Source organism: Pseudomonas fluorescens (assembly GCF_902497995.1).
Taxonomy (GTDB): Bacteria; Pseudomonadota; Gammaproteobacteria; order Pseudomonadales; family Pseudomonadaceae; genus Aquipseudomonas; species Aquipseudomonas fluorescens_BK.
In genome coordinates, this window is sequence record NZ_CABVII010000025.1 from 54,300 (window position 1) to 72,238 (window position 17,939).

The 17,939-nt window shown below is 61.5% G+C and carries 12 protein-coding genes; 6 read left to right on the forward strand and 6 right to left on the reverse strand.

Translation table 11 applies throughout. From position 1 onward, the window contains the following. Positions 1-52: 52 nt before the first annotated feature. The 5 genes from F8N80_RS24900 to prpR all read right to left on the reverse strand — a co-directional run bounded on the left by F8N80_RS24900 (position 53) and on the right by prpR (position 10,847). A complete protein-coding gene (locus tag F8N80_RS24900) occupies positions 53-2,167 on the reverse strand; it encodes a 3-hydroxyacyl-CoA dehydrogenase NAD-binding domain-containing protein (RefSeq protein ID WP_150784905.1) in 2,115 nt (704 codons plus the stop codon). 43 nt (positions 2,168-2,210) lie between these two features. Further along, a complete protein-coding gene (locus F8N80_RS24905) occupies positions 2,211-4,022 on the reverse strand; it encodes an acyl-CoA dehydrogenase (RefSeq protein WP_150784906.1) in 1,812 nt (603 codons plus the stop codon). A 155-nt stretch (positions 4,023-4,177) separates the two neighbouring features. Continuing rightward, positions 4,178-6,853, reverse strand: coding sequence for a LuxR C-terminal-related transcriptional regulator (locus tag F8N80_RS24910; RefSeq protein ID WP_191632978.1), 2,676 nt, complete (start codon positions 6,851-6,853; stop codon positions 4,178-4,180). Positions 6,854-6,931: 78 nt separating this feature from the next. Further along, on the reverse strand, positions 6,932-8,716 hold the full coding sequence (locus F8N80_RS24915; RefSeq protein ID WP_150784907.1) for an acyl-CoA dehydrogenase C-terminal domain-containing protein: 1,785 nt from the start codon (positions 8,714-8,716) through the stop codon (positions 6,932-6,934). A 178-nt stretch (positions 8,717-8,894) separates the two neighbouring features. Beyond that, positions 8,895-10,847 (reverse strand): propionate catabolism operon regulatory protein PrpR, encoded by a 1,953-nt coding sequence (prpR, locus tag F8N80_RS24920; protein ID WP_150784908.1) that lies wholly within the window; start codon positions 10,845-10,847, stop codon positions 8,895-8,897. 244 nt (positions 10,848-11,091) lie between these two features. Between prpR and F8N80_RS24925 the strand changes: the two genes are divergently transcribed. The 5 genes from F8N80_RS24925 to F8N80_RS24950 all read left to right on the forward strand — a co-directional run bounded on the left by F8N80_RS24925 (position 11,092) and on the right by F8N80_RS24950 (position 15,397). Then, the gene (locus F8N80_RS24925) at positions 11,092-12,150 is read left to right on the forward strand and encodes a phosphotransferase family protein (RefSeq protein WP_150784909.1); all 1,059 of its coding nucleotides are present in this window, start codon (positions 11,092-11,094) and stop codon (positions 12,148-12,150) included. Beyond that, entirely contained in the window at positions 12,147-12,512 is a 366-nt protein-coding gene (locus F8N80_RS24930; protein WP_150745514.1) for a DUF6285 domain-containing protein, read from the forward strand. Before F8N80_RS24925 ends, F8N80_RS24930 begins: the two co-directional genes overlap by 4 nt. Then, a complete protein-coding gene (locus F8N80_RS24935; protein WP_150745513.1) occupies positions 12,509-13,222 on the forward strand; it encodes a histidine phosphatase family protein in 714 nt (237 codons plus the stop codon). The genes F8N80_RS24930 and F8N80_RS24935 overlap by 4 nt, the downstream gene beginning before the upstream one ends. Before the next feature lie 22 nt (positions 13,223-13,244). Next, complete coding sequence (locus tag F8N80_RS24940; protein WP_150784910.1) at positions 13,245-14,417, forward strand: acyl-CoA dehydrogenase family protein; 1,173 nt, start codon at positions 13,245-13,247, stop codon at positions 14,415-14,417. 149 nt (positions 14,418-14,566) lie between these two features. Continuing rightward, the gene (locus tag F8N80_RS24950) at positions 14,567-15,397 is read left to right on the forward strand and encodes an SDR family NAD(P)-dependent oxidoreductase (RefSeq protein ID WP_150784911.1); all 831 of its coding nucleotides are present in this window, start codon (positions 14,567-14,569) and stop codon (positions 15,395-15,397) included. A 252-nt stretch (positions 15,398-15,649) separates the two neighbouring features. On the opposite strand, the gene F8N80_RS24955 is transcribed toward F8N80_RS24950, so the two are convergent. After that, complete coding sequence (locus F8N80_RS24955; RefSeq protein WP_150744611.1) at positions 15,650-16,564, reverse strand: LysR family transcriptional regulator; 915 nt, start codon at positions 16,562-16,564, stop codon at positions 15,650-15,652. 255 nt (positions 16,565-16,819) lie between these two features. Between F8N80_RS24955 and F8N80_RS24960 the strand changes: the two genes are divergently transcribed. After that, positions 16,820-17,842: a zinc-dependent alcohol dehydrogenase family protein gene (locus tag F8N80_RS24960; RefSeq protein ID WP_150784912.1), complete on the forward strand. Its 1,023-nt coding sequence runs from the start codon at positions 16,820-16,822 to the stop codon at positions 17,840-17,842. Positions 17,843-17,939 lie beyond the last annotated feature (97 nt).

Here is a 17,939-nt window from a genome sequence, read left to right on the forward strand (position 1 = left end):
GGTGAGGGCGGCCATCGGTTGATGGCCGCGCAAAAAAATCAGCGCTGTTCGATTAGCAAATTTTCTCGATCCGGGTCTTGCCGGCGGCGACCAGGCGCTCGAGCAGCGGGGCAGGCTGGAGCCACATCTGACCATAAGCCCCCAGGCTCTGGCGGTAGTGCTGGATGCGGCTCAGCAGCACATCCAGGCCGAGTGTCTCGGCATAGTGCAGCGGGCCGCCGCGCCAGGCCGGGAAGCCATAGCCGTTGATCCAGACCAGATCGATATCGCTGCTGCGTTGAGCGATGCCTTCGTCCAATAGCTGGATGCCTTCGTTGATCAGCATCAACAGGCACCGATCATGAATTTCCTGGTCGCTGATAGCGCGTCGTTCAATCCCCAAGTCGCCTGCGATGTCCTCGGCAATCGTGACTGTTTCGGGGTCTTCAACGCGCTCACGGCCCTGGTAAATGTAGAAGCCCCGCGCCGTTTTTTGTCCGTAACGACCGAGGGCATAGAGTGCGTCGGCGACCTTGCAATAGCCGGGGTCTTGCTCGATTACATCACGGCGTGATTCGCGCACCAGGAAGCCAACGTCGATGCCGGCCAGATCGGACATGCTGAACAGGCCCATGGCCAGTCCGAGATCGGTCAGTACCTTGTCTACTTGTGCCGGGCTGGCACCTTCGAGCAACAGGCGATGAGCTTCACGGGAGTAGGGTTCGAGCATGCGGTTGCCGATGAAGCCGAAGCACACCCCGGAGACCACCGGGATCTTGCCGATGTGCTTGGCGATCTTCAGCGTGGTGGCCAGTGCATCGGCTGCCGTGGCTTGGCCGCGCACCACTTCCAGCAGGCGCATCACGTTGGCCGGGCTGAAGAAGTGCAGGCCGACGACATCCTGCGGCCGGCGGGTGACAGCAGCAATGGCATCGACATCCAGGGTCGAGGTGTTGCTGGCGAGGATTGCTCCAGGCTTGCACACTTCATCCAGGGTACGGAACACCTGCTGCTTGACGGCCAGGCTTTCGAATACGGCCTCGATCACCAGGTCGGCATCGGCGATTTCGGCATAGTCGAGGGTGCCGTGAAGCAGCTCCATGCGCTGTTCCAGTTGCTCGGCGGTCAACTTGCCGCGCTTGACACTGATCTGGTAGTTGTTGCGGATCTGTAGCAAGCCACGGTCCAGCGCTTCAGGCTTGAGTTCAAGCAAGGTGACCGCAATGCCCGCGTTGGCAAAGCACATGGCAATGCCGCCGCCCATGGTGCCAGCGCCAATGATGGCGACTTTGTTGATGGGGCGAATCGGCGTCTGGGCATCCACTCCCGGCAGTTTGCCAACTTCACGCTCGGCGAAAAACACATGCCGCAGGGATTCTGACTGGCTGGATGATTCGACTTGCCGGAACAGTTCGGCCTCTTGCGCCAGGCCTTCGGCCAGCGGCAGGGTGCAGGCGGCTTCGAGTGCGGCCAGCACCTGTTGTGGAGCGAGCTGGCCTTTCCAGCGGCGCTCGTTGGCGCTGCGGTATTGAATGAAGAAATCATCCGGCAGGCCGCTGGCCGGATTCGGATAGGCAGGGCAAGGGCGGGCCGGGGCGTGGCAGGCGAGCAGTTCACGGGCCCATGCGCGAGCCTCGTCCAGCAGGCTCTCGGCGCTGCCGGCCAGGCGTTCGAGCAAGCCTTGCTCCAATGCTTGCCGAGCATTGATCGGTTGGCCGCTGGCGATCATCTCCAGCGCCTGTGCCGCGCCAATCAGACGGGGCAAGCGCTGGGTACCGCCGGCGCCAGGAATCAGCCCCAGTTTGACTTCCGGCAGGCCAAAACGGGCATTGGGTTCGCCGATGCGGTAACCGCAGGCAAGGGCCAGTTCCAGGCCACCGCCCAGGGCCAGGCCGGAGATCGCGGCAATCAGCGGCTTGTCCAGTTGCTCCAGGCGCTGGAGTATGTCAGGCAGGTGAGGGCTGGCGAACGCCGCCGAATTGCCGAACTCGTTGATGTCGGCACCGGCACTAAAGGGCAAGCCGTGACCATGCACGATGATGGCGTGCACGGCCGGGTCGGCAGCCGCCTGCTCGAAGGCTTGCAGCAGCTCGGCACGCATTGCCTGACCGAGGGCATTGACCGGCGCGTGAGACAGGCCGATCAGGGCCAATTGACTGTCGACTTGATAGTGGATCAGGGCACTCATGGAGCGTCTCCTTGCAATCGTTGAAATGAGTGTAGGAATGGATTCAGAACCAGCGGTCCTGCATGTCGAGGCAGAGGCGATTACCCGCGCTCAACAGCCGCGCACAGGCCTCGAGCGGCGCCAGCTCCCAGTCCATGAAGTAGCGGGCAGCCTGTAATTTGCCCTGATAGAAGTGGGCTTCGCTGTTGTCGGCGCCAAGCCCTGGGTGGTTCAGTGCGCGACTGGCGAGCAGCGCCTGGCGCAGCCATAGCCAGCCCACCAGCACCCGTCCGAACAGGTCAAGGTAGGCGGTGGCATTGGCAAGGCCGGCCGTGGCATCGGCAGCGACCCGGGCCTGCAGGTCAGTGGTTACCCGTTCAAGGATGCCCAGGGCATCCTGCAGCGCACCGGCCAGTGGTGCGCAGGCGGCATCGTCGCGGGCCTCGACCAGGCTGTTGCGCACGACGGCGAGAAACAGTCGATAGCCCTCACCCCCCTTTGGACCCAATTTGCGTCCCAGCAGGTCCAGTCCCTGGATGCCTTCGGTCCCTTCATGAATGGGGTTGAGCCGATTGTCGCGGTAGTACTGCTCCAGTGGGTATTCACGGGTGTAGCCCGCACCCCCCAGGACTTGAATGCCGATGTCGCTGGCAATCACGCCGTAGCGCGACGGCCAGGACTTGACCATGGGGGTGAGCAGATCGAGCAATTCAGCGGCGTCGTGGCGTGCTTGTGGGGTGGCGGCGCTGTGGGCATCTTCAACCAGCGAGCTGGCATACAGGCACAAGGCCAGGCTGCCCTCGGCATAGACTTTTTGTTGCAGCAGCATGCGGCGTACATCGGCGTGCTCGATGATCCGCACCTGCGGTGCCAGCGGGTTTTTGTTGTCCGGCAAGCGACCTTGCGGGCGTTCGCGGGCGTAATCCAGTGCATGCAGATAGCTTTGAACGGCCAGGCTGGCCGCACCCAGGCCGACACCGATGCGCGCCTCGTTCATCATCTGGAACATATAGCCCAGGCCTTTGTGAGCCTCGCCCAGCAGATAGCCGACGGCACCCCCGTGCTCGCCGAAACCGAGCACCGTGGAGGTGGTGTTGCGGTAGCCCATTTTGTGCAGCAGGCCCGCCAGCGCCACGTCATTGCGTGGGCCGATGCTCTGATCTTCATTGACCAGGAATTTGGGCACCAGGAACAGCGAAATACCCTTGACCCCAGGTGGTGCACCTTCAATACGGGCCAGCACCAGGTGCACGATATTTTCAGTCAGTTCGTGGTCACCCCCGGAGATGAACATCTTCTGGCCGAATACCCGGTAACTGCCATCGGCTGCGGGTCGCGCCACGGTGCTCAGGTCACCCAGTGCCGAGCCTTGACCAGGCTCGGTGAGTGCCATGGTGCCGCTGAAGCGGCCATCGAGCATGGGCGGCAAGAAGCGCTCACGCAGTTCATGACTGGCGAAATTGCTCACCAGGTTGGCCGCGCCAATGGTCAGGAACGAATAGGCGACAGTCGAGACGTTGGCGGCATTGAAATAGGCCATGCACGCCCGTAACAGCACTTCTGGCAGCTGCAGGCCGCCGTCGGCGAAATCGTGGTGAGCGGCCAGGAAACCAGCCTCGGCAAACGCGTTCCAGGCAACTTTGGTTTCGGGAATCAACTGCACTCGCTGGCCGTCGAAGGTCGGTTCCTGACTGTCGCCCTTGTGGTTGTGCGGGGCGAAATACTGCGCTGCCACTTGGCGTGCGGTGTTCAAGGTCGCGGCAAACACGTTGCGATCATGATCGGCATAGCGAGGGCGCTGCAACAGCGCCTCAGTGTCGAGCAGTTCGTACAGCAGAAAGCTCAGATCGCGTTCATTGAGTAACAGGTCGGTCATGGCGGCTCTCGTCGAATGCAGGAAAGCGCGCCATGGACGAGGGATCCATCAGGCAGCGCATGGATCGACTTTTTAGCAGGCGTCGATTTTCCGCGCGTCCTACCTGAGGTGGATTTAGGGGTGGAGCCGCTTTGATGAGGGTGGAGGCGCGAGCCTCAGTCGATCAATTTCAAGGTGCGTGCCGCTTGCAAGGCACTGTCACGGTCGTTGGCATCCAGCTTGCGGAACAGGTTGTTGATATGGGTCTTGACCGTGCTGAGGCTGATATACAGGCCTTCGGCGATCTGCGGGTTGCCCTGGCCTCGGGCCACTCGGCGCAGCACGTCCTGCTCGCGGCGGGTCAAGGGTTCCAGTAACCCAGGCGTTTCATCGGCCGCGGGGATGGACGGGGGGCGCGGCAGGAAGATCAACTGTTCGCGCGACGGCGGGGGTTGTTGCAGTTCAAGCTGGCGCCGGGTATTGGGGTTGAGCAGTTGCTTGAACAGCTCGCCCAATGGGCGACCTTCGTGCTGCAGCAATTGACCGAAGCCATGGCGGGCCGCCAATTGCATCGCCTGTTCAAGAACGGCGAGGGTGGCGCTGCGTTCGTCGTGATCTTCATGCAGGGTGGCCTGGAGCAGATACAGGTCAACCTGCAGTTGCTGATTATCCTCCGCCCGCGCTTGTTCCTGCAGGTTGCTGACAATGCTCTGGGCGGCCAGGTGCTGGCCCAGATAACGCTGGACCCAGGCATAAGCCAGCCACTCTTCGGGTTGCAGCTCATGGTCATAGCGCCGCTGGCACCAATGCCAGTCTTTGAGCCATTGGGCGATGAAGGCTTGATCGTCCTCGCGCACTGCAAGCCGGGCGCGACAGGCGCTGGCCTGGCGATACAGGGCATACAGTTTGAACTCGCGAGTGAGTCGCCGGACTTCATCCCAGCGCTCGCGGGCTTGAGGCAGGTTGCCTTGCGCCGCCAAAATGCACGCTTGATAGTGCAGTACCCATGGCAAGCCCGCGCTATGAGGAAAATGCAAGGCAATGACCTCCGCCTGGTTGAGGCATTGGGCCGCCTGCGCCAGGCGGTTTTGTTGCAGCAGGACTAACCCCAGCCCCAGATGCCGGTACAGGTCATAAAAGCTGCGGGGCACGTTCGCTGGTAGCGGCTGGTCGAGGGCCAGGAAACGCTTGTGGGCCAGTTCGGGCGTGCCTTGGGCCAATTCGATCTGGCCGAGCAGCATCTGCACGCTGTTGGTGTAGCCGCTGAGCGCCAGTGTTTGCAGTTCAGTCAATGCGCGCTGCGCGTCCTGTCGGGCAGCCTGCAATTGTCCCAGGGCAAACAGGCAACTGGCGCGATTGAACAGCAGTACCGCGGTAGCCGCGTTGGTTTGCGGATACTGCAGCAGCGCCTTGTCGACAATGTCCAGGCCGTGACTCAAGTTACCCCCCAGAAAGGCCAGGCGACTGCGCAGGAAAGCCAGGGTCTGATGCACACGCTCCGGGTGCTTTTCAGGGATCACCTGGCGGTGCAATAACCGCTGCAGTTGCGCCATGCAGACGCTCGCACGGTCAATGTCGTTGGTGACGATGAGCGTACTGGCTTCGGTGATTGCGAGGGTGAAATGATCGATCCCGATCTCGCCCGGTACATCGGCGAGGCAGTCGACGATGGACTTGACCCGGCCCTCACGCAAAAGGTCGAAACTGTGGTGCTCGATCACCGCGAGCAGGCGGTTGAACTCTCTGGCACGACCTAATTGATAAACCGTTTCGGCATAGCAGCGGTGTTCCTGCAGCCAGTCTGCGGCCATCCGGTGCAGGCGGAAAAGTTGTGGCTGATCTCGGCGGCGCAGGCGCTGATACAGCGTGCGCCGCAGCATTGGGTGATAGCTGTAGGGCAAGCGTTCGCCACTGCGTTGCTGGATAAACACGTCCTGGCGCTGCAATTGTCGAATCAACTGAGGTGCGTTGCTCTGCCCACTCAGTTTGACGGCCAGTTCGCAGTCGAAGGTGTTGACGACCGAAGTGCGCTCGAGAAAGGACAGGAGTTCATTGGGCAGGTGCCGCAGCACTTCTTCCTGCAGAAACCGGGCGGTGTAGTCGACACTGGCGGGGGTCGTCAAACCTGTTTCCAGGGACTCACGGGTGATCGGGTGCGCAGGCTGATCATGGTTGCCAAGGCCGAACAGAATGCCGCTGATCCAGCCTTCGCTGCCGGCTAACAGGTGGTAACCGCTGTCACTGCTCAGCGCCACACCGCGTGCGGTGGCCAGTTCCCGGACCTCCATGCTGTCGAGTACCAGACTCTGCGCGTCCAGTATCTGCAGCCGATCATCCCGGCGCAGATGAGTGAGACTCAGGGCCGGCGTACCTTCGCATGCCGCCATCAGCCGCAGATGGGGAGGGGCGTGCCGCAGCAATTCGTCCAGGTAGCGGCAAGACCCTTTGGCGCGTAACAGATGCAGGTCATCGAAGAACAGCGTGAAGCGTTCATGACGCTGTTCCAGGTCCGTGAGGATCGCGGCCCAGAGTAACGGCTCATCACTGGTGCTCAGCGAACGCTCGGGCAAGGGCAGCTGCAGGAGCCTGCTCAGGTGCGCCAGAAAACTCAGTGGCTGATTGTCGCTGGCATCACAGCGGTACCAGGCCCAGGGTGCACTCAGGCTGGCGGCGTACTGGGCAAGCAGGGTGCTTTTGCCATAACCGAGGGGGGTTGCGATCAGGGTCAGCAGGCAACCGCGCTCGGCAGATGCCTGCAGGCGTTGCAGCAACTGCGGTCGCACAATTGCGCGGGAGGGCAAGGGCGCCGAGCGTAATTTGCTCGGTTGGATCGAGGGCTGGTTCAGCGCCATTGTGTATTTCCCACACTCTGCTATCGGACGACTTTATTGTGTCCCCCCCCGGGGTGGACGGCCAGTGCCAGCTTGAGGTTATTGTGCGAAGGCCGCTTCGCCGATGTCCATCAGATTGGCGCTGCCACTTTCTATCAGCACCCGGTGCAGCGCGACTCTTGGTAGCAGGCGCTGCATATAGAAGCGTGCAGTCTCGCGCTTACCCTCGTAGAAATCGGTCTCGGTGCTGCCTGTGCTCAGCTGGCGCTCAGCCAGTGTTGCAGCCCGCAGCCAGTAATATCCCACCACACAGTAGCCAGCCAGCATCAGGTAATCGACGGCGCTGGAACCGATCACGCTAGCGTCGTTTTTGCTCTGCTGGCTCAGCCAGTGGCTGATCTCGCGCCAGGCCACGATTTGCTGGGCCAAGGCTTGGGCCAGTGCCGCAGATGGTTGACCTGTATGGCAGAAGGTTTCGATTTCCGTCAGCAGTTCATTGAGCGCCTCGCCATTGTCGGCCAATACCTTGCGGGTGAGCAGGTCGAGGCCCTGTATGCAGTTGGTGCCCTCGTAGATTGAGGTGATTCTCACGTCGCGGGCGATCTGCTCCATGCCCGATTCACGGATGTAGCCGTGCCCGCCGAACACCTGGATGCCCAGTTGCGCGGCTTCGTTACCCGCCTCGGTCAGGAAACCCTTGGCGATGGGTGTGAGCAGTGCCAGGCGACGTTCGGCCGCGATTTGCTCAGAGGCGTCGCCGTGGTGCATCAGGTCGACCAGCTGGGCGCAGGCATAGTTCAGCATCCGCCCGCCCTCGGCATAGGCTTTCTGAGTGAGCAGCATGCGCCGCACATCCGGGTGCCCGATGATCGGGTCGGCTGCCTGTTCTGGCTTCAGGCGCGGTGTTGCACGCATCTGCAGGCGTTCGCGGGCGTAACCCAGGGCACCCTGGAAGGCCGACTCAGCCTGTCCTTGACCTTGTTGGGCCACGGCCAGGCGTGACTCGTTGATAAAGGTGAACATGGCATTGAGACCTCGGTGGGCCTCACCCAGCAGGTAGCCACTGGCATTGTCGAAATTCATCACACAGGTGGCGTTTCCATGGATGCCCAGTTTGTGCTCGATTGAGCCGCAGCTGACGCCATTGGCAGCGCCCAGGCTGGCATCGGCGTTGACCGTGACCTTCGGTACCAGGAACAGCGAGATGCCCTTGACCCCGGCCGGAGCTCCGTCGATGCGCGCGAGCACCAGGTGCAGGATGTTTTCGGTCAGATCGTGATCACCGGCGGAAATGAACACTTTGCTGCCGGTGATGCGGTAGCTGCCGTCGGCCTGGGGCAGGGCACGGGTGCGCAACAGGCCGAGGTCGGAGCCGCAGTGGGCCTCGGTCAGGCACATGGTGCCGCTCCAGCGGCCTTCGATCAGTGGCGGCAGAAAACGCTTTTTGAGCGCTTCACTGGCATGGGTGCCAAGGGTGCTGATAGCGCCTCCCGTCAGGGAGTTGTACATGGCCCAGGCGTGGTTGGCACTGAACAGCATCTCGCTGATCACGCAACCCACGGAGGGTGGCAGGCCCTGGCCACCGTAGTGTGGATCTTTGTCCAGGGCCTGCCAGCCATTGTCGGTGAACTGCCGATAGGCCTCGGCAAAGCCGGGCGGGGTGCTGACCTGGCCGGCTTGCCATTGGCAGCCGTGTTGGTCACCGACCGGGTTGAGCGGTGACAGCACCTCTTCGGCGAACCTGGCGCCTTGCTCGACGATGGCGTTCAAAACTTGCGGATCAAGCACCTCGCAGCCTTTCAGGTGGCGGTAATGGGCGGGCAGGTCGAGCAACTCATGTACGACGAAGCGGATGTCACGTTGAGGGGCTTGATAGCGGGGCATGGAGCGATCCTTGGGGCAGTAATGACATGGCCGTCTTTTTAGCAAGGCCGGGTGCGCGATACCTCCAGTCCAAGGTGGATTTACGGGTGGAAAAAGTGCGTGGGGGGTGGAGATGACGGCCCGGTGAGCGAGCCCTGTGTCGAGCCAGGCTTGCGTCACCGAAGCAGCGATGCCGTTTCTATTGGAGCCGCCTCCAAAGCGTAGATCGACTGATGCCCAGTCGAGTCGCCGTTTGCGCCAAATTGCCGTCACAGGCATTGAGCATTTGCCGTACGTACTGCTTTTCTTTTTCCTTGGCGACGCTTTTCAAGTCGGTGATTGGCGGTGCTGCCGGGTCTGGAGCCTGGGGCAAGGCCTGACGGTTCAGCAACTCGGGGATCACCAGGGCGAGACCCAGGTCATCGATCGCTGTGCCTTGCAACAGATCCTGGGCCGAGAGGGTGGCGCGTTCGATGATGTTTTCCAGTTCGCGGATGTTGCCGGGCCAGTGATACGTCATGAGGTTGGGCAGCAGTGCGTCCAGCAGTCGCTCTTGCAATGGCGAAGGAGGATTGTCTGCGTTCAGGCGATGCACAATGTCGCGAGCAATGTGGACGATGTCTTCGCTGCGCTCACGCAACGGCACCGTCTGCAGGCGCAGGATGTTCAGGCGATAGTAGAGGTCGTTGCGAAACCTCCCGGCTTCGATGGCTTGAGAGAGGTCCTGATGGGTGGCAGCGATGATGCGGATGTCGATGCTGATCGGCTCTGTTGCGCCAAGGCGCAGGACTTCGCGCTCTTGCAGAACGCGCAGCAGGCGGGTCTGCAGTGAGACCGGCATGTCGCCGATTTCATCGAGAAAGAGCGTGCCGCGGTGGGCGGCTTCGAGCAGGCCGGGTTTACCGCCTTTGCGCGAACCGCTGAAGGCGCCTTCCTGGTAGCCGAACAGTTCGCTTTCCAGCAGCGATTCGGGAAAAGCCGCGCAATTGATCGCAACGAACGGGCCACGCTGGCGGCTGCTGACATTGTGGATGCCTTGCGCCAGCAACTCCTTGCCGGTGCCACTTTCGCCAGTGATCAGCACGGTAGAGGCGGTCGCCGCGTAGCGCTCAGCCAGCTTCAGCAACTGTCGGGTGGCTTGGCTATTGCCGCTGATTTGCTCAAGGCGGTATTTGGCCGAGAATCCGCCAGGGCGGTGCGTCGAACGAATGCGCTGATCGGCGCGTTGTACCGCCGATATGTCCTGGCAAGTCAACACCAGTCCGGTGCGTTGGCCGTCTTCCAGGATCGGAAGGATATTGCTGACGACCAGGTTCTGGCCCAGGCGGATCACTGTGTTCTCTTCGCAGGCGCCGCCGCGCAGCACGTCGTCCAACGCCAGTTCCGGGCAGAGCTCCTGCAGGTGGCGGCCCAGCATCCGGCTTGCCGGCATGCCCAATAGCGCTTCAAGCGCAGGGTTCAGCGATTGCACGATGCCCAGGTTGTCCACGGCTGCAACGCCTGTCGGAATGTGCTGCAACACACCGTTCAGATGCCGGCGTTTAGCGATCTCGATGCGCTGGCTGTGCAGGATTCCCAGCGCCTCTTCCAGCGCTTTGCGCACGGTGTCCTGGCTCAAGGAAAGCACCCCGTGCAGGCCGGCCCGTTCCGCCAGTTCCACCACGGTTGATGAGCCAATCACCGTCTGGCAGCCAAGGGTGCGAGCGCGCTCCACCGCCTGCCGGGCTTCTTCGAGCGTGATGTAACACGCTTGGTGGATCTGCACCGTGAACAGCGCCGCCATCGAGTCGAGGTCGGCGTTGATCCGCGCGTAACTGAGGACTGCGATTTGCGGTGAGCGCAGTCGCGCTTGTTCCAGGGCTCGCAGAAGATCGGCGCCCCCCACCCGCATCGACAGTACTGGCCGAGTCAGGTGTCTACGCAAGTAGGCAGCGGTAGCGCCTGCGCAGACGAACACTTCGACCTCGTTGTTTTTCTCCAGCTCGCGAGCCAGTTGCAGGGCCTCCTCGACGGTGGTGTCCAGCACCCGGATGTTGGTTTCGGCCGAATAGTCAGGCAGCACGCTGTTCACCACCCGAGCCAGATGGCTTAGTTGCAGTGGGTGCTCCAGGTGGCTGATCAGGACGATGATCCGGGGTTTGCGGGGCTGCATGGCAAGCGCGCTCTTTCTGGTGTTTCAAGTGGGTGTCATATATGACTGGAGTTGTTTCTAAATTGCAACGTTGAGGGCTCATGCGAAGTGCTGCCAGCACCGGGCTGGATGGCTGGAGAGTCCGCGTTCCCGGGGGTTGAACGCTCTATCGCCACGGGATGAAAAAACTGGCCCGGCAATTGCTAAAGCGAAGCTGCCATCTTTAATTCCTACGATAAATCCAACAAGTCAGGTGCGGCGATTCATGAGAGGTCCGAACGTAGCAGCGGTGACAGTGCCGCAGCCCGAAGAACAGCTGAAAAAAACCAGGCTTGAAACCTTCCTTTGCGTCCAGGCTGGCGCGCAACGGGTCACCCTCGAACATCAGCAGCGCCTGTCTGGTGGCGCTATCCAGGAGAACTGGTTGCTGGACGTGAGCGTGGAGGGCGGCGCGTATGCGGGTCGCCAGCGCTGGGTCCTGCGCAGCGACGCACAATCGGCGGTACAGGAGAGCCTGAGCCGCGCGCAGGAATTCGCGGTGCTGAGTACGGTCCACCGGGCTGGCGTCAAAGTGCCGCAGCCACTCTGGCTGTGCGAAGACGTCTCGGTGCACGGGCGAGCATTTTTCATCATGGAGTGGGTGTCCGGCATCGCCGCCGGTCACAGGCTCACCAGCCAGTTGGGGGCTGAAGGCGATCCACAGTTGGTGGCTGACCTGGGCGCCAACCTGGCGCGCATTCATCGCATCTTGCCTGCTAAGGCTCAACTGGATTTCCTTGGCGACCCGCAGCAGGTATCGGTGCAAGCTTCGATTGACTCCCACCGCGTGGTGATCGACCGCCTTGAGGTGTTTCAGCCAGTGCTGGAGTGGGGGCTGCGCTGGTGTGAATCAAATGCGCCGAAAAGTGCCGCCCTGTGTTTGCTCCATGGTGATTTCCGCACCGGCAACTACCTGGCCGAGTCCAGCACGCTGCAAGCGGTCCTGGACTGGGAATTCACCGGTTGGGGCGATCCGCGTGAAGACATCGGCTGGTTCACCGCCCGTTGCTGGCGGTTCGCCCGGCCTGATCTGGAGGCCGGCGGCATCGGTACGCTGGAACACTTCATGGGCGGTTACAGCGAGGTTTCCCCGCTCAGTCTCGAGCGCGACGAGTTGGTTTTCTGGCAGGTCATGGCCACGTTGCGTTGGGCGGTCATCGCCCTGCAGCAAGCCCAGCGGCACTTGTCCGGTGAGGAGCCCTCGCTGGAACTGGCGCTGACGGGAAGGCTGATCCCTGAACTGGAGTTGGACATATTGCGTTTGACTGGAGGGCTGCGCCGATGAACATCCGTCCCGATGCGAGTGAACTGCTGGCGATTGCCCGCCAGACCCTGCTCAGTGAGTTATTACCACAGCTACCGGACAGCTTGCGCTACAAGGCGCTGATGGTCGCCAATGCCGTGGCGATTGCCGGGCGCGAGTGCCGTGACGGCGAGCGTGCGGATGCAGTCGAGGCTCAGCTGCTTGCAGCACTGCTGGACGATAGCGAGGCGTCACTGACGGATGCCCGCCAGGCCCTTTGCCAGGCTATTCGCCAGGGCCGTTTCGATGAGTCCGGGAGTGATCAGGATCGCCTGTTCCTGGCGCTCTCGGCGATCACTCAGGCGCGGCTGTCCATCAGCAATCCGAAGGCGCTCGGCCAATGAGTACCCAGCCTGTCTATCGTCGTCGTTGCTACCTGGTACGCCATGGTCATGTGGATTATTTTTCGCCCGACGGCCAGCCGTTGGATCCGCGCAACGTGCCGCTCTCTGGCCTGGGAGAAGATCAGGTACGACAGCTGGCGCAGGTACTGGCGTCAGTCAGTTTCGACCGTGCGCTGTGCTCCGATTACCCGCGAGCCCGGCAGACCGCTGAAGGGTTGCTGGGTGATCACCCGATTGAGCTCCAGGCATGCGCGCAGCTACGGGAAGTTCGTGCCGGCCGCCTGCGCGAGATTGCGCCTGAACAAATGCAACAGCAGGTCAGCTACGCCTTTGACAGTTTCGCCGAGCCTGACGGCAGTTTTATGGGCGGGGAGCGCTGGAGCGACTTCGGCAGCCGCATCATGGCCCGCTTCGAGGAGGTCCTGGCCGAGCCCGACTGGCAGAGCTTGCTGCTGGTCAGTCATGACGCCGTCAATCGCCTGCTGCTGGGCTGGGCCCTGGGTGGGGCGCGCGGTTGTGCCGCGGGCCTGGAGCAGGACAACGCCTGTCTGAACATCATCGATATCGACATGCAGGCAGGTCGCATCCTGCGCCGCTACGTCCGTGTCGTGAACCTGACGCCTTACGACCTCCCCAAGGCAAGCCAGCGCCAAACCGTGATGGAACGCATCCACGCGCAGCTCGCACCTCTTACCAAACAACGCCCCTAGTCGTACAGAACCAAGGACCACCATGAACTTCACGATCCCCCAAGAATTGCTGGACCTGCGCGACAAGACTCGCGCGTTTATCGCCGAGCAGGTGATCCCCATGGAAACCGATGCGCGGCTCACGTCTCACGGCCCCACCGAAGACTTGCGTCAAGAGCTGCTGGACAAAGCCCGTCAGGCCGGTCTGTTGTGCCCGCATGCCAGTCGCGAAATGGGCGGTGCAGGCTTGAGCCACTTCGCCAAAGCGATCGTCTTCGAGGAGGCCGGCTATTCACCTTTAGGCCCCATTGCGCTGAATATCCATGCGCCGGACGAAGGCAACATTCACCTGATGGACGAGGTGGCCACGCCGGCCCAGAAAGATCGTTGGCTGCGTCCTTTGGTCAATGGGCAAATCCGCTCCTGCTTTGCCATGACCGAGCCTGCGCCTGGCGCAGGATCCGATCCATCGATGATGAAGACCGTTGCCGTGCGTGACGGCGACCACTACATCATCAATGGCCGTAAATGGCTGATTACGGGGGCTGACGGTGCCGGGTTCGCGATCATCATGGCGCGCATGGAAGACGGCTCCGCGACCATGTTCCTGGCCGACATGAACACGCCCGGGATTATCCACGAACGGCAACTCAAGACCCTGGACAGCTGCTTTGCAGGCGGCCATTCAATACTGCGTTTTGAAAATGTGCGGATTGCGGCCACCGATGTGCTGGGCGAAATCGGCAAGGGTTTTCGCTATGCGCAAGTGCGCCTGGCGCCCGCGCGGCTGACTCACTGCATGCGTTGGCTGGGCGCTGCCCGCCGTACCCACGATATCGCCTGCGACTATGCGCGAACCCGCGATTCGTTTGGCAAAACCCTGGGTGAGCACCAGGGCGTCGGCTTCATGCTGGCGGACAACCAGATGGCGCTGCACAGCACGCGCCTGGCCATCTGGCATTGCGCCTGGGTGCTGGACGAAGGCGGCCGGGGGAATGTCGAGTCGAGTATGACCAAGGTGCTGAGCGCCGAAGCCCTGTGGCATGTGGTCGATCGCTGTGTGCAGATTCTGGGTGGCCGCGGTGTGACGGGGGAAACCGTTGTCGAGCGGATCTTCCGCGACATCCGTCCATTCCGTATCTACGACGGCCCGAGCGAGGTGCATCGCATGAGCCTGGCGAAAAAGATCCTCGACGGCCACAAGGACTTTACCTGAGCCTTGCTGTTACTCGCTTGCGACGCCAGTCGCGCCATGACAGGCAGTGAGATAGTCGTGGATGCAGGGCACTTGTGCAGCACGTTATAGATGAATTTTCAATGAGTGCCACGAGCCTTTATCTGATCGGACAGGATGTTTAAACAAACATGAACCCACTGCACAACAAAGTCGCCGTTATTACCGGTGCCGCCAGCGGCTTCGGTCGCGAACTGGCAATTGTCTGTGCCAACGAAGGCATGCACCTTGCGTTGACCGACATCGATGAGAAAAACCTGCAAGGCACGGTTGACTTGCTGCCGTCGGGCACGCACGTGTTAACGATGAAATGTGATGTCGCCCAGGCAGAACAGATCGAGCAGCTGGCGGTTGCGACCTACGCGCGCTTCGGCGCCGCGCACCTGCTGTTCAACAATGCCGGCGTTCTGGTCGGCGGCCCGCTGTGGACCACGACTGTGCAGGACTGGGCGTGGATGATCGGCATCAACGTGATGGGCGTCGCGCATGGCATCCGCAGTTTTGTGCCGCGGATGCTGGCGCAAAAGGATCAGTGCCACATCGTCAATACCGCGTCGGTCGCCGGCCTGCTGTCGGTGCCTGGCAACGGGATCTATTGTGCGACCAAGCATGCGGTGGTGACGATGTCTGAATGCCTGCAGCTTGAATTGCAGGAGGAAAACGCCTCGATCGGCGTGTCGGTGTTGTGCCCGGCCTTTGTGCCGACGGGCATCGCCGATGCCGGGCGAAACCGTCCGGCCGAATTGGCTGACACTAATCCGCTAAAGGAGAAATACGAAGAACAGGTGCGCAAGGCGACGCAGGCCGGGAGGCTCAGCGCGGCCGACATCGCGCGCATTACGCTCGACGCAGTGAAGCAAAACCGCTTCTATATTCTGCCGCATCAAAAGATCAAGAGCCTGATCGAGATGCGCATGGGGGACATCCTCGAGGAGCGCAGTCCGACCCAAACCCCACGCTGAAGCATCGCTTCCCGGGCTGCCACTTGCGGTGAGGCAGCGCCGGGGTTGTGAGGGCTTCAGTTCAATAGTGCAGGCAGATCTTACCAACGTGGCTGGCGCTCATCTGGGGGGCAGCACGGACGTGACCGGTGACGACGCGCAAATATACCCCCAAGTGTCCAGGAATCCAGTGGAATTTGACGGAAGGCAATGGACTTGTTTTTCGATAAGTTTTTGTTTTTAAAAGGTTTTATGGAAGTCTGTGGAATTCACTTAAAGACTGTCCGGATCCCCAAAAAACATCTGAATCCGCGACCTCAACCACCGCTCACCCGGATCATTGTCCTGGGACCCACGCCAGGCCATGTGCAGTTCAAAACTGCGCACCGGCAACGGCGGATCTTCAGCCCGTACACCGCCAGCCGCCGTCAGCGCTTCAGCCGTGTAATCCGGCACGGTCGCGACAATGTCGGTGCCGCTGAGCAGTGTGCTCAGCCCGTTGAACTGCGGTACCGCGAGCACCACATGGCGTTTGCGGCCGAGCTTTTCCAGTTCTTCATCGATAAAGCCGCTCAGGTCACCGGCGAACGACACCAGCGCGTGGGGCCGCGCGCAGAAATCATCCAGGCTCAATGGTCCCGGCACGGTGTCGGCGCGCAGCAGCTTGGGCATGCTGCGGCGCAGCACTTTGCGCTTGGCGTTGGCCGGCAGGTCGGCGGTGTAGCTGACGCCGATGGAAATCTCGCCCGAGGCCAGCAGGCTCGGCATCAGAATGTAGTTGGCCCGCCGCACCACCAGCACGATCCCTGGTGATTCGGCGCGCAGGCGCTTGAGCAGCATCGGCAGCAGGGCGAATTCGACATCGTCCGACAGGCCGATGCGGAATACCGCGGTGCTGGTCGCCGGGTCGAATTCCGCCGCACGGCTGACGGCGGTGGAAATCGAATCCAGGGCCGGAGAGAGCAGGGCGAAGATCTCCACCGCCCGCGCGGACGGCTCCATGCTGCGCCCGGTGCGCACGAACAACGGATCATCGAACAGCCCGCGCAGGCGCGAGAGCGCCGCACTGATGGCCGGCTGGCCGAGGAACAATTTCTCCGCAGCGCGGGTCACACTGCGTTCGTGCATCAATGTTTCGAATACGATCAACAGGTTCAGGTCGACACGACGCAGGTCATTACGATTCATCTGGAGTCCTGGCAGAGTCTGGGCTTGACGAGAGCGGCCATTTAAGAACAATGGCCGGCATGAATCTTACGGGGAAAGGCTGCTACTCTGCACCGAATAATTCAGTTTCGCTGGAACGGCGACGACAACCGTTGATCCTGTCGATGCTGCGGAATCAATGACAGGCATGTCGACTATTAATAGCCACTGATGGTCTTGGGTACAAAGCCCGGATAGAGTTCAGGGCATTAGAGGTTTCTTTTGACGAGGTTTGCGATGTCACGCACGATCCGTTTTCACAAGTTTGGTCCGGCCGAGGTGCTCAAATGCGAAGAGCATGCGGCCGCTCTGCCTGCGCCAGGCGAAGTGCAGGTGCGCGTCGAGGCGATTGGCATCAGCTGGTACGACATTCTCTGGCGCCAGAACCTGGCATCGTCCCATGCTCGCCTGCCTTCCGGGCTTGGCCATGAAATGTCGGGCGTGGTCACGGCGCTCGGCGAGGGTGTCGATGACCTGGAAATCGGTGACAAGGTCGCCAGCTTCCCGGCCGAGAGCCCCAACGACTATCCGGTCTACGGCGAACAGATCGTACTGCCGCGCTCGGCGCTGACCCGTTACCCGGACGTACTGACTCCGATCGAAGCCAGTGTGCATTACACGCCGCTGTTGATCGCCTATTTCGCCTACGCCGATCTGGCACGGGTCAAGCCCGGGGAATTTGCCCTGGTCACCGACGCCAGTCACTGCGCCGGACCTTCGTTCGTCCAGTTGGGCAAAGCCTTGGGTGTGCGGGTGATTGCCGCGACCAAGACGGCGGATGAGCGTGAATACCTGCTGTCCCTCGGCGCCGAGAAAGTCATCGTCACCGAAGAACAGGATCTGCTGATGCAAATCAACAAGATCACCGATAACCGTGGCGTGGCGGTGGTATTCGACGGACTCGGCGGCCCACAGATGTCGTTGCTCGGCGATGTGCTCGCACCCCGCGGCAGCCTGGTGCTCTACGGCCTGCAAGGTGGTAACCAGACGCCATTCCCGGCCTGCGCAGCGTTCCAGAAGAACATTCAGTTCTTTGTGCACTGTATCGGCAACTTCACCGGCAAGCCGGAGTTGGGCATCACCCAGGACCAGGCTGCGCTGCAACGGGCCTTGCGCGATATCAACCAGCTGACAGCAGACCGTGTGCTGCTGCCGCTCAAGACTCGGGTCTTCCCGTTTACCGAGTTTGTCGAAGCACACCGTTACATGGACGAATGCCCCTGTCGCGAACGGGTCGCCCTCCAGATCGAACCTGCGTAACCCCCTCCAGGAGTCCGTGCCCGCACGGACTCTTTCGTTTGTGCCACCCGCCCTCCTGAATGAGACCTCCCATTGCCCTGTCGATGGGGCAGTTCAG

Bases quoted from the DNA above. Each gene is read 5' to 3' on its own strand.
- F8N80_RS24900 (WP_150784905.1), bottom strand. From the start codon at position 2,167: ATGAGTGCCCTGATCCACTATCAAGTCGACAGTCAATTGGCCCTGATC.
- F8N80_RS24905 (WP_150784906.1), bottom strand. From the start codon at position 4,022: ATGACCGACCTGTTACTCAATGAACGCGATCTGAGCTTTCTGCTGTAC.
- F8N80_RS24910 (WP_191632978.1), bottom strand. From the start codon at position 6,853: ATGGCGCTGAACCAGCCCTCGATCCAACCGAGCAAATTACGCTCGGCG.
- F8N80_RS24915 (WP_150784907.1), bottom strand. From the start codon at position 8,716: ATGCCCCGCTATCAAGCCCCTCAACGTGACATCCGCTTCGTCGTACAT.
- prpR (WP_150784908.1), bottom strand. From the start codon at position 10,847: ATGCAGCCCCGCAAACCCCGGATCATCGTCCTGATCAGCCACCTGGAG.
- F8N80_RS24925 (WP_150784909.1), top strand. From the start codon at position 11,092: ATGAGAGGTCCGAACGTAGCAGCGGTGACAGTGCCGCAGCCCGAAGAA.
- F8N80_RS24930 (WP_150745514.1), top strand. From the start codon at position 12,147: ATGAACATCCGTCCCGATGCGAGTGAACTGCTGGCGATTGCCCGCCAG.
- F8N80_RS24935 (WP_150745513.1), top strand. From the start codon at position 12,509: ATGAGTACCCAGCCTGTCTATCGTCGTCGTTGCTACCTGGTACGCCAT.
- F8N80_RS24940 (WP_150784910.1), top strand. From the start codon at position 13,245: ATGAACTTCACGATCCCCCAAGAATTGCTGGACCTGCGCGACAAGACT.
- F8N80_RS24950 (WP_150784911.1), top strand. From the start codon at position 14,567: ATGAACCCACTGCACAACAAAGTCGCCGTTATTACCGGTGCCGCCAGC.
- F8N80_RS24955 (WP_150744611.1), bottom strand. From the start codon at position 16,564: ATGAATCGTAATGACCTGCGTCGTGTCGACCTGAACCTGTTGATCGTA.
- F8N80_RS24960 (WP_150784912.1), top strand. From the start codon at position 16,820: ATGTCACGCACGATCCGTTTTCACAAGTTTGGTCCGGCCGAGGTGCTC.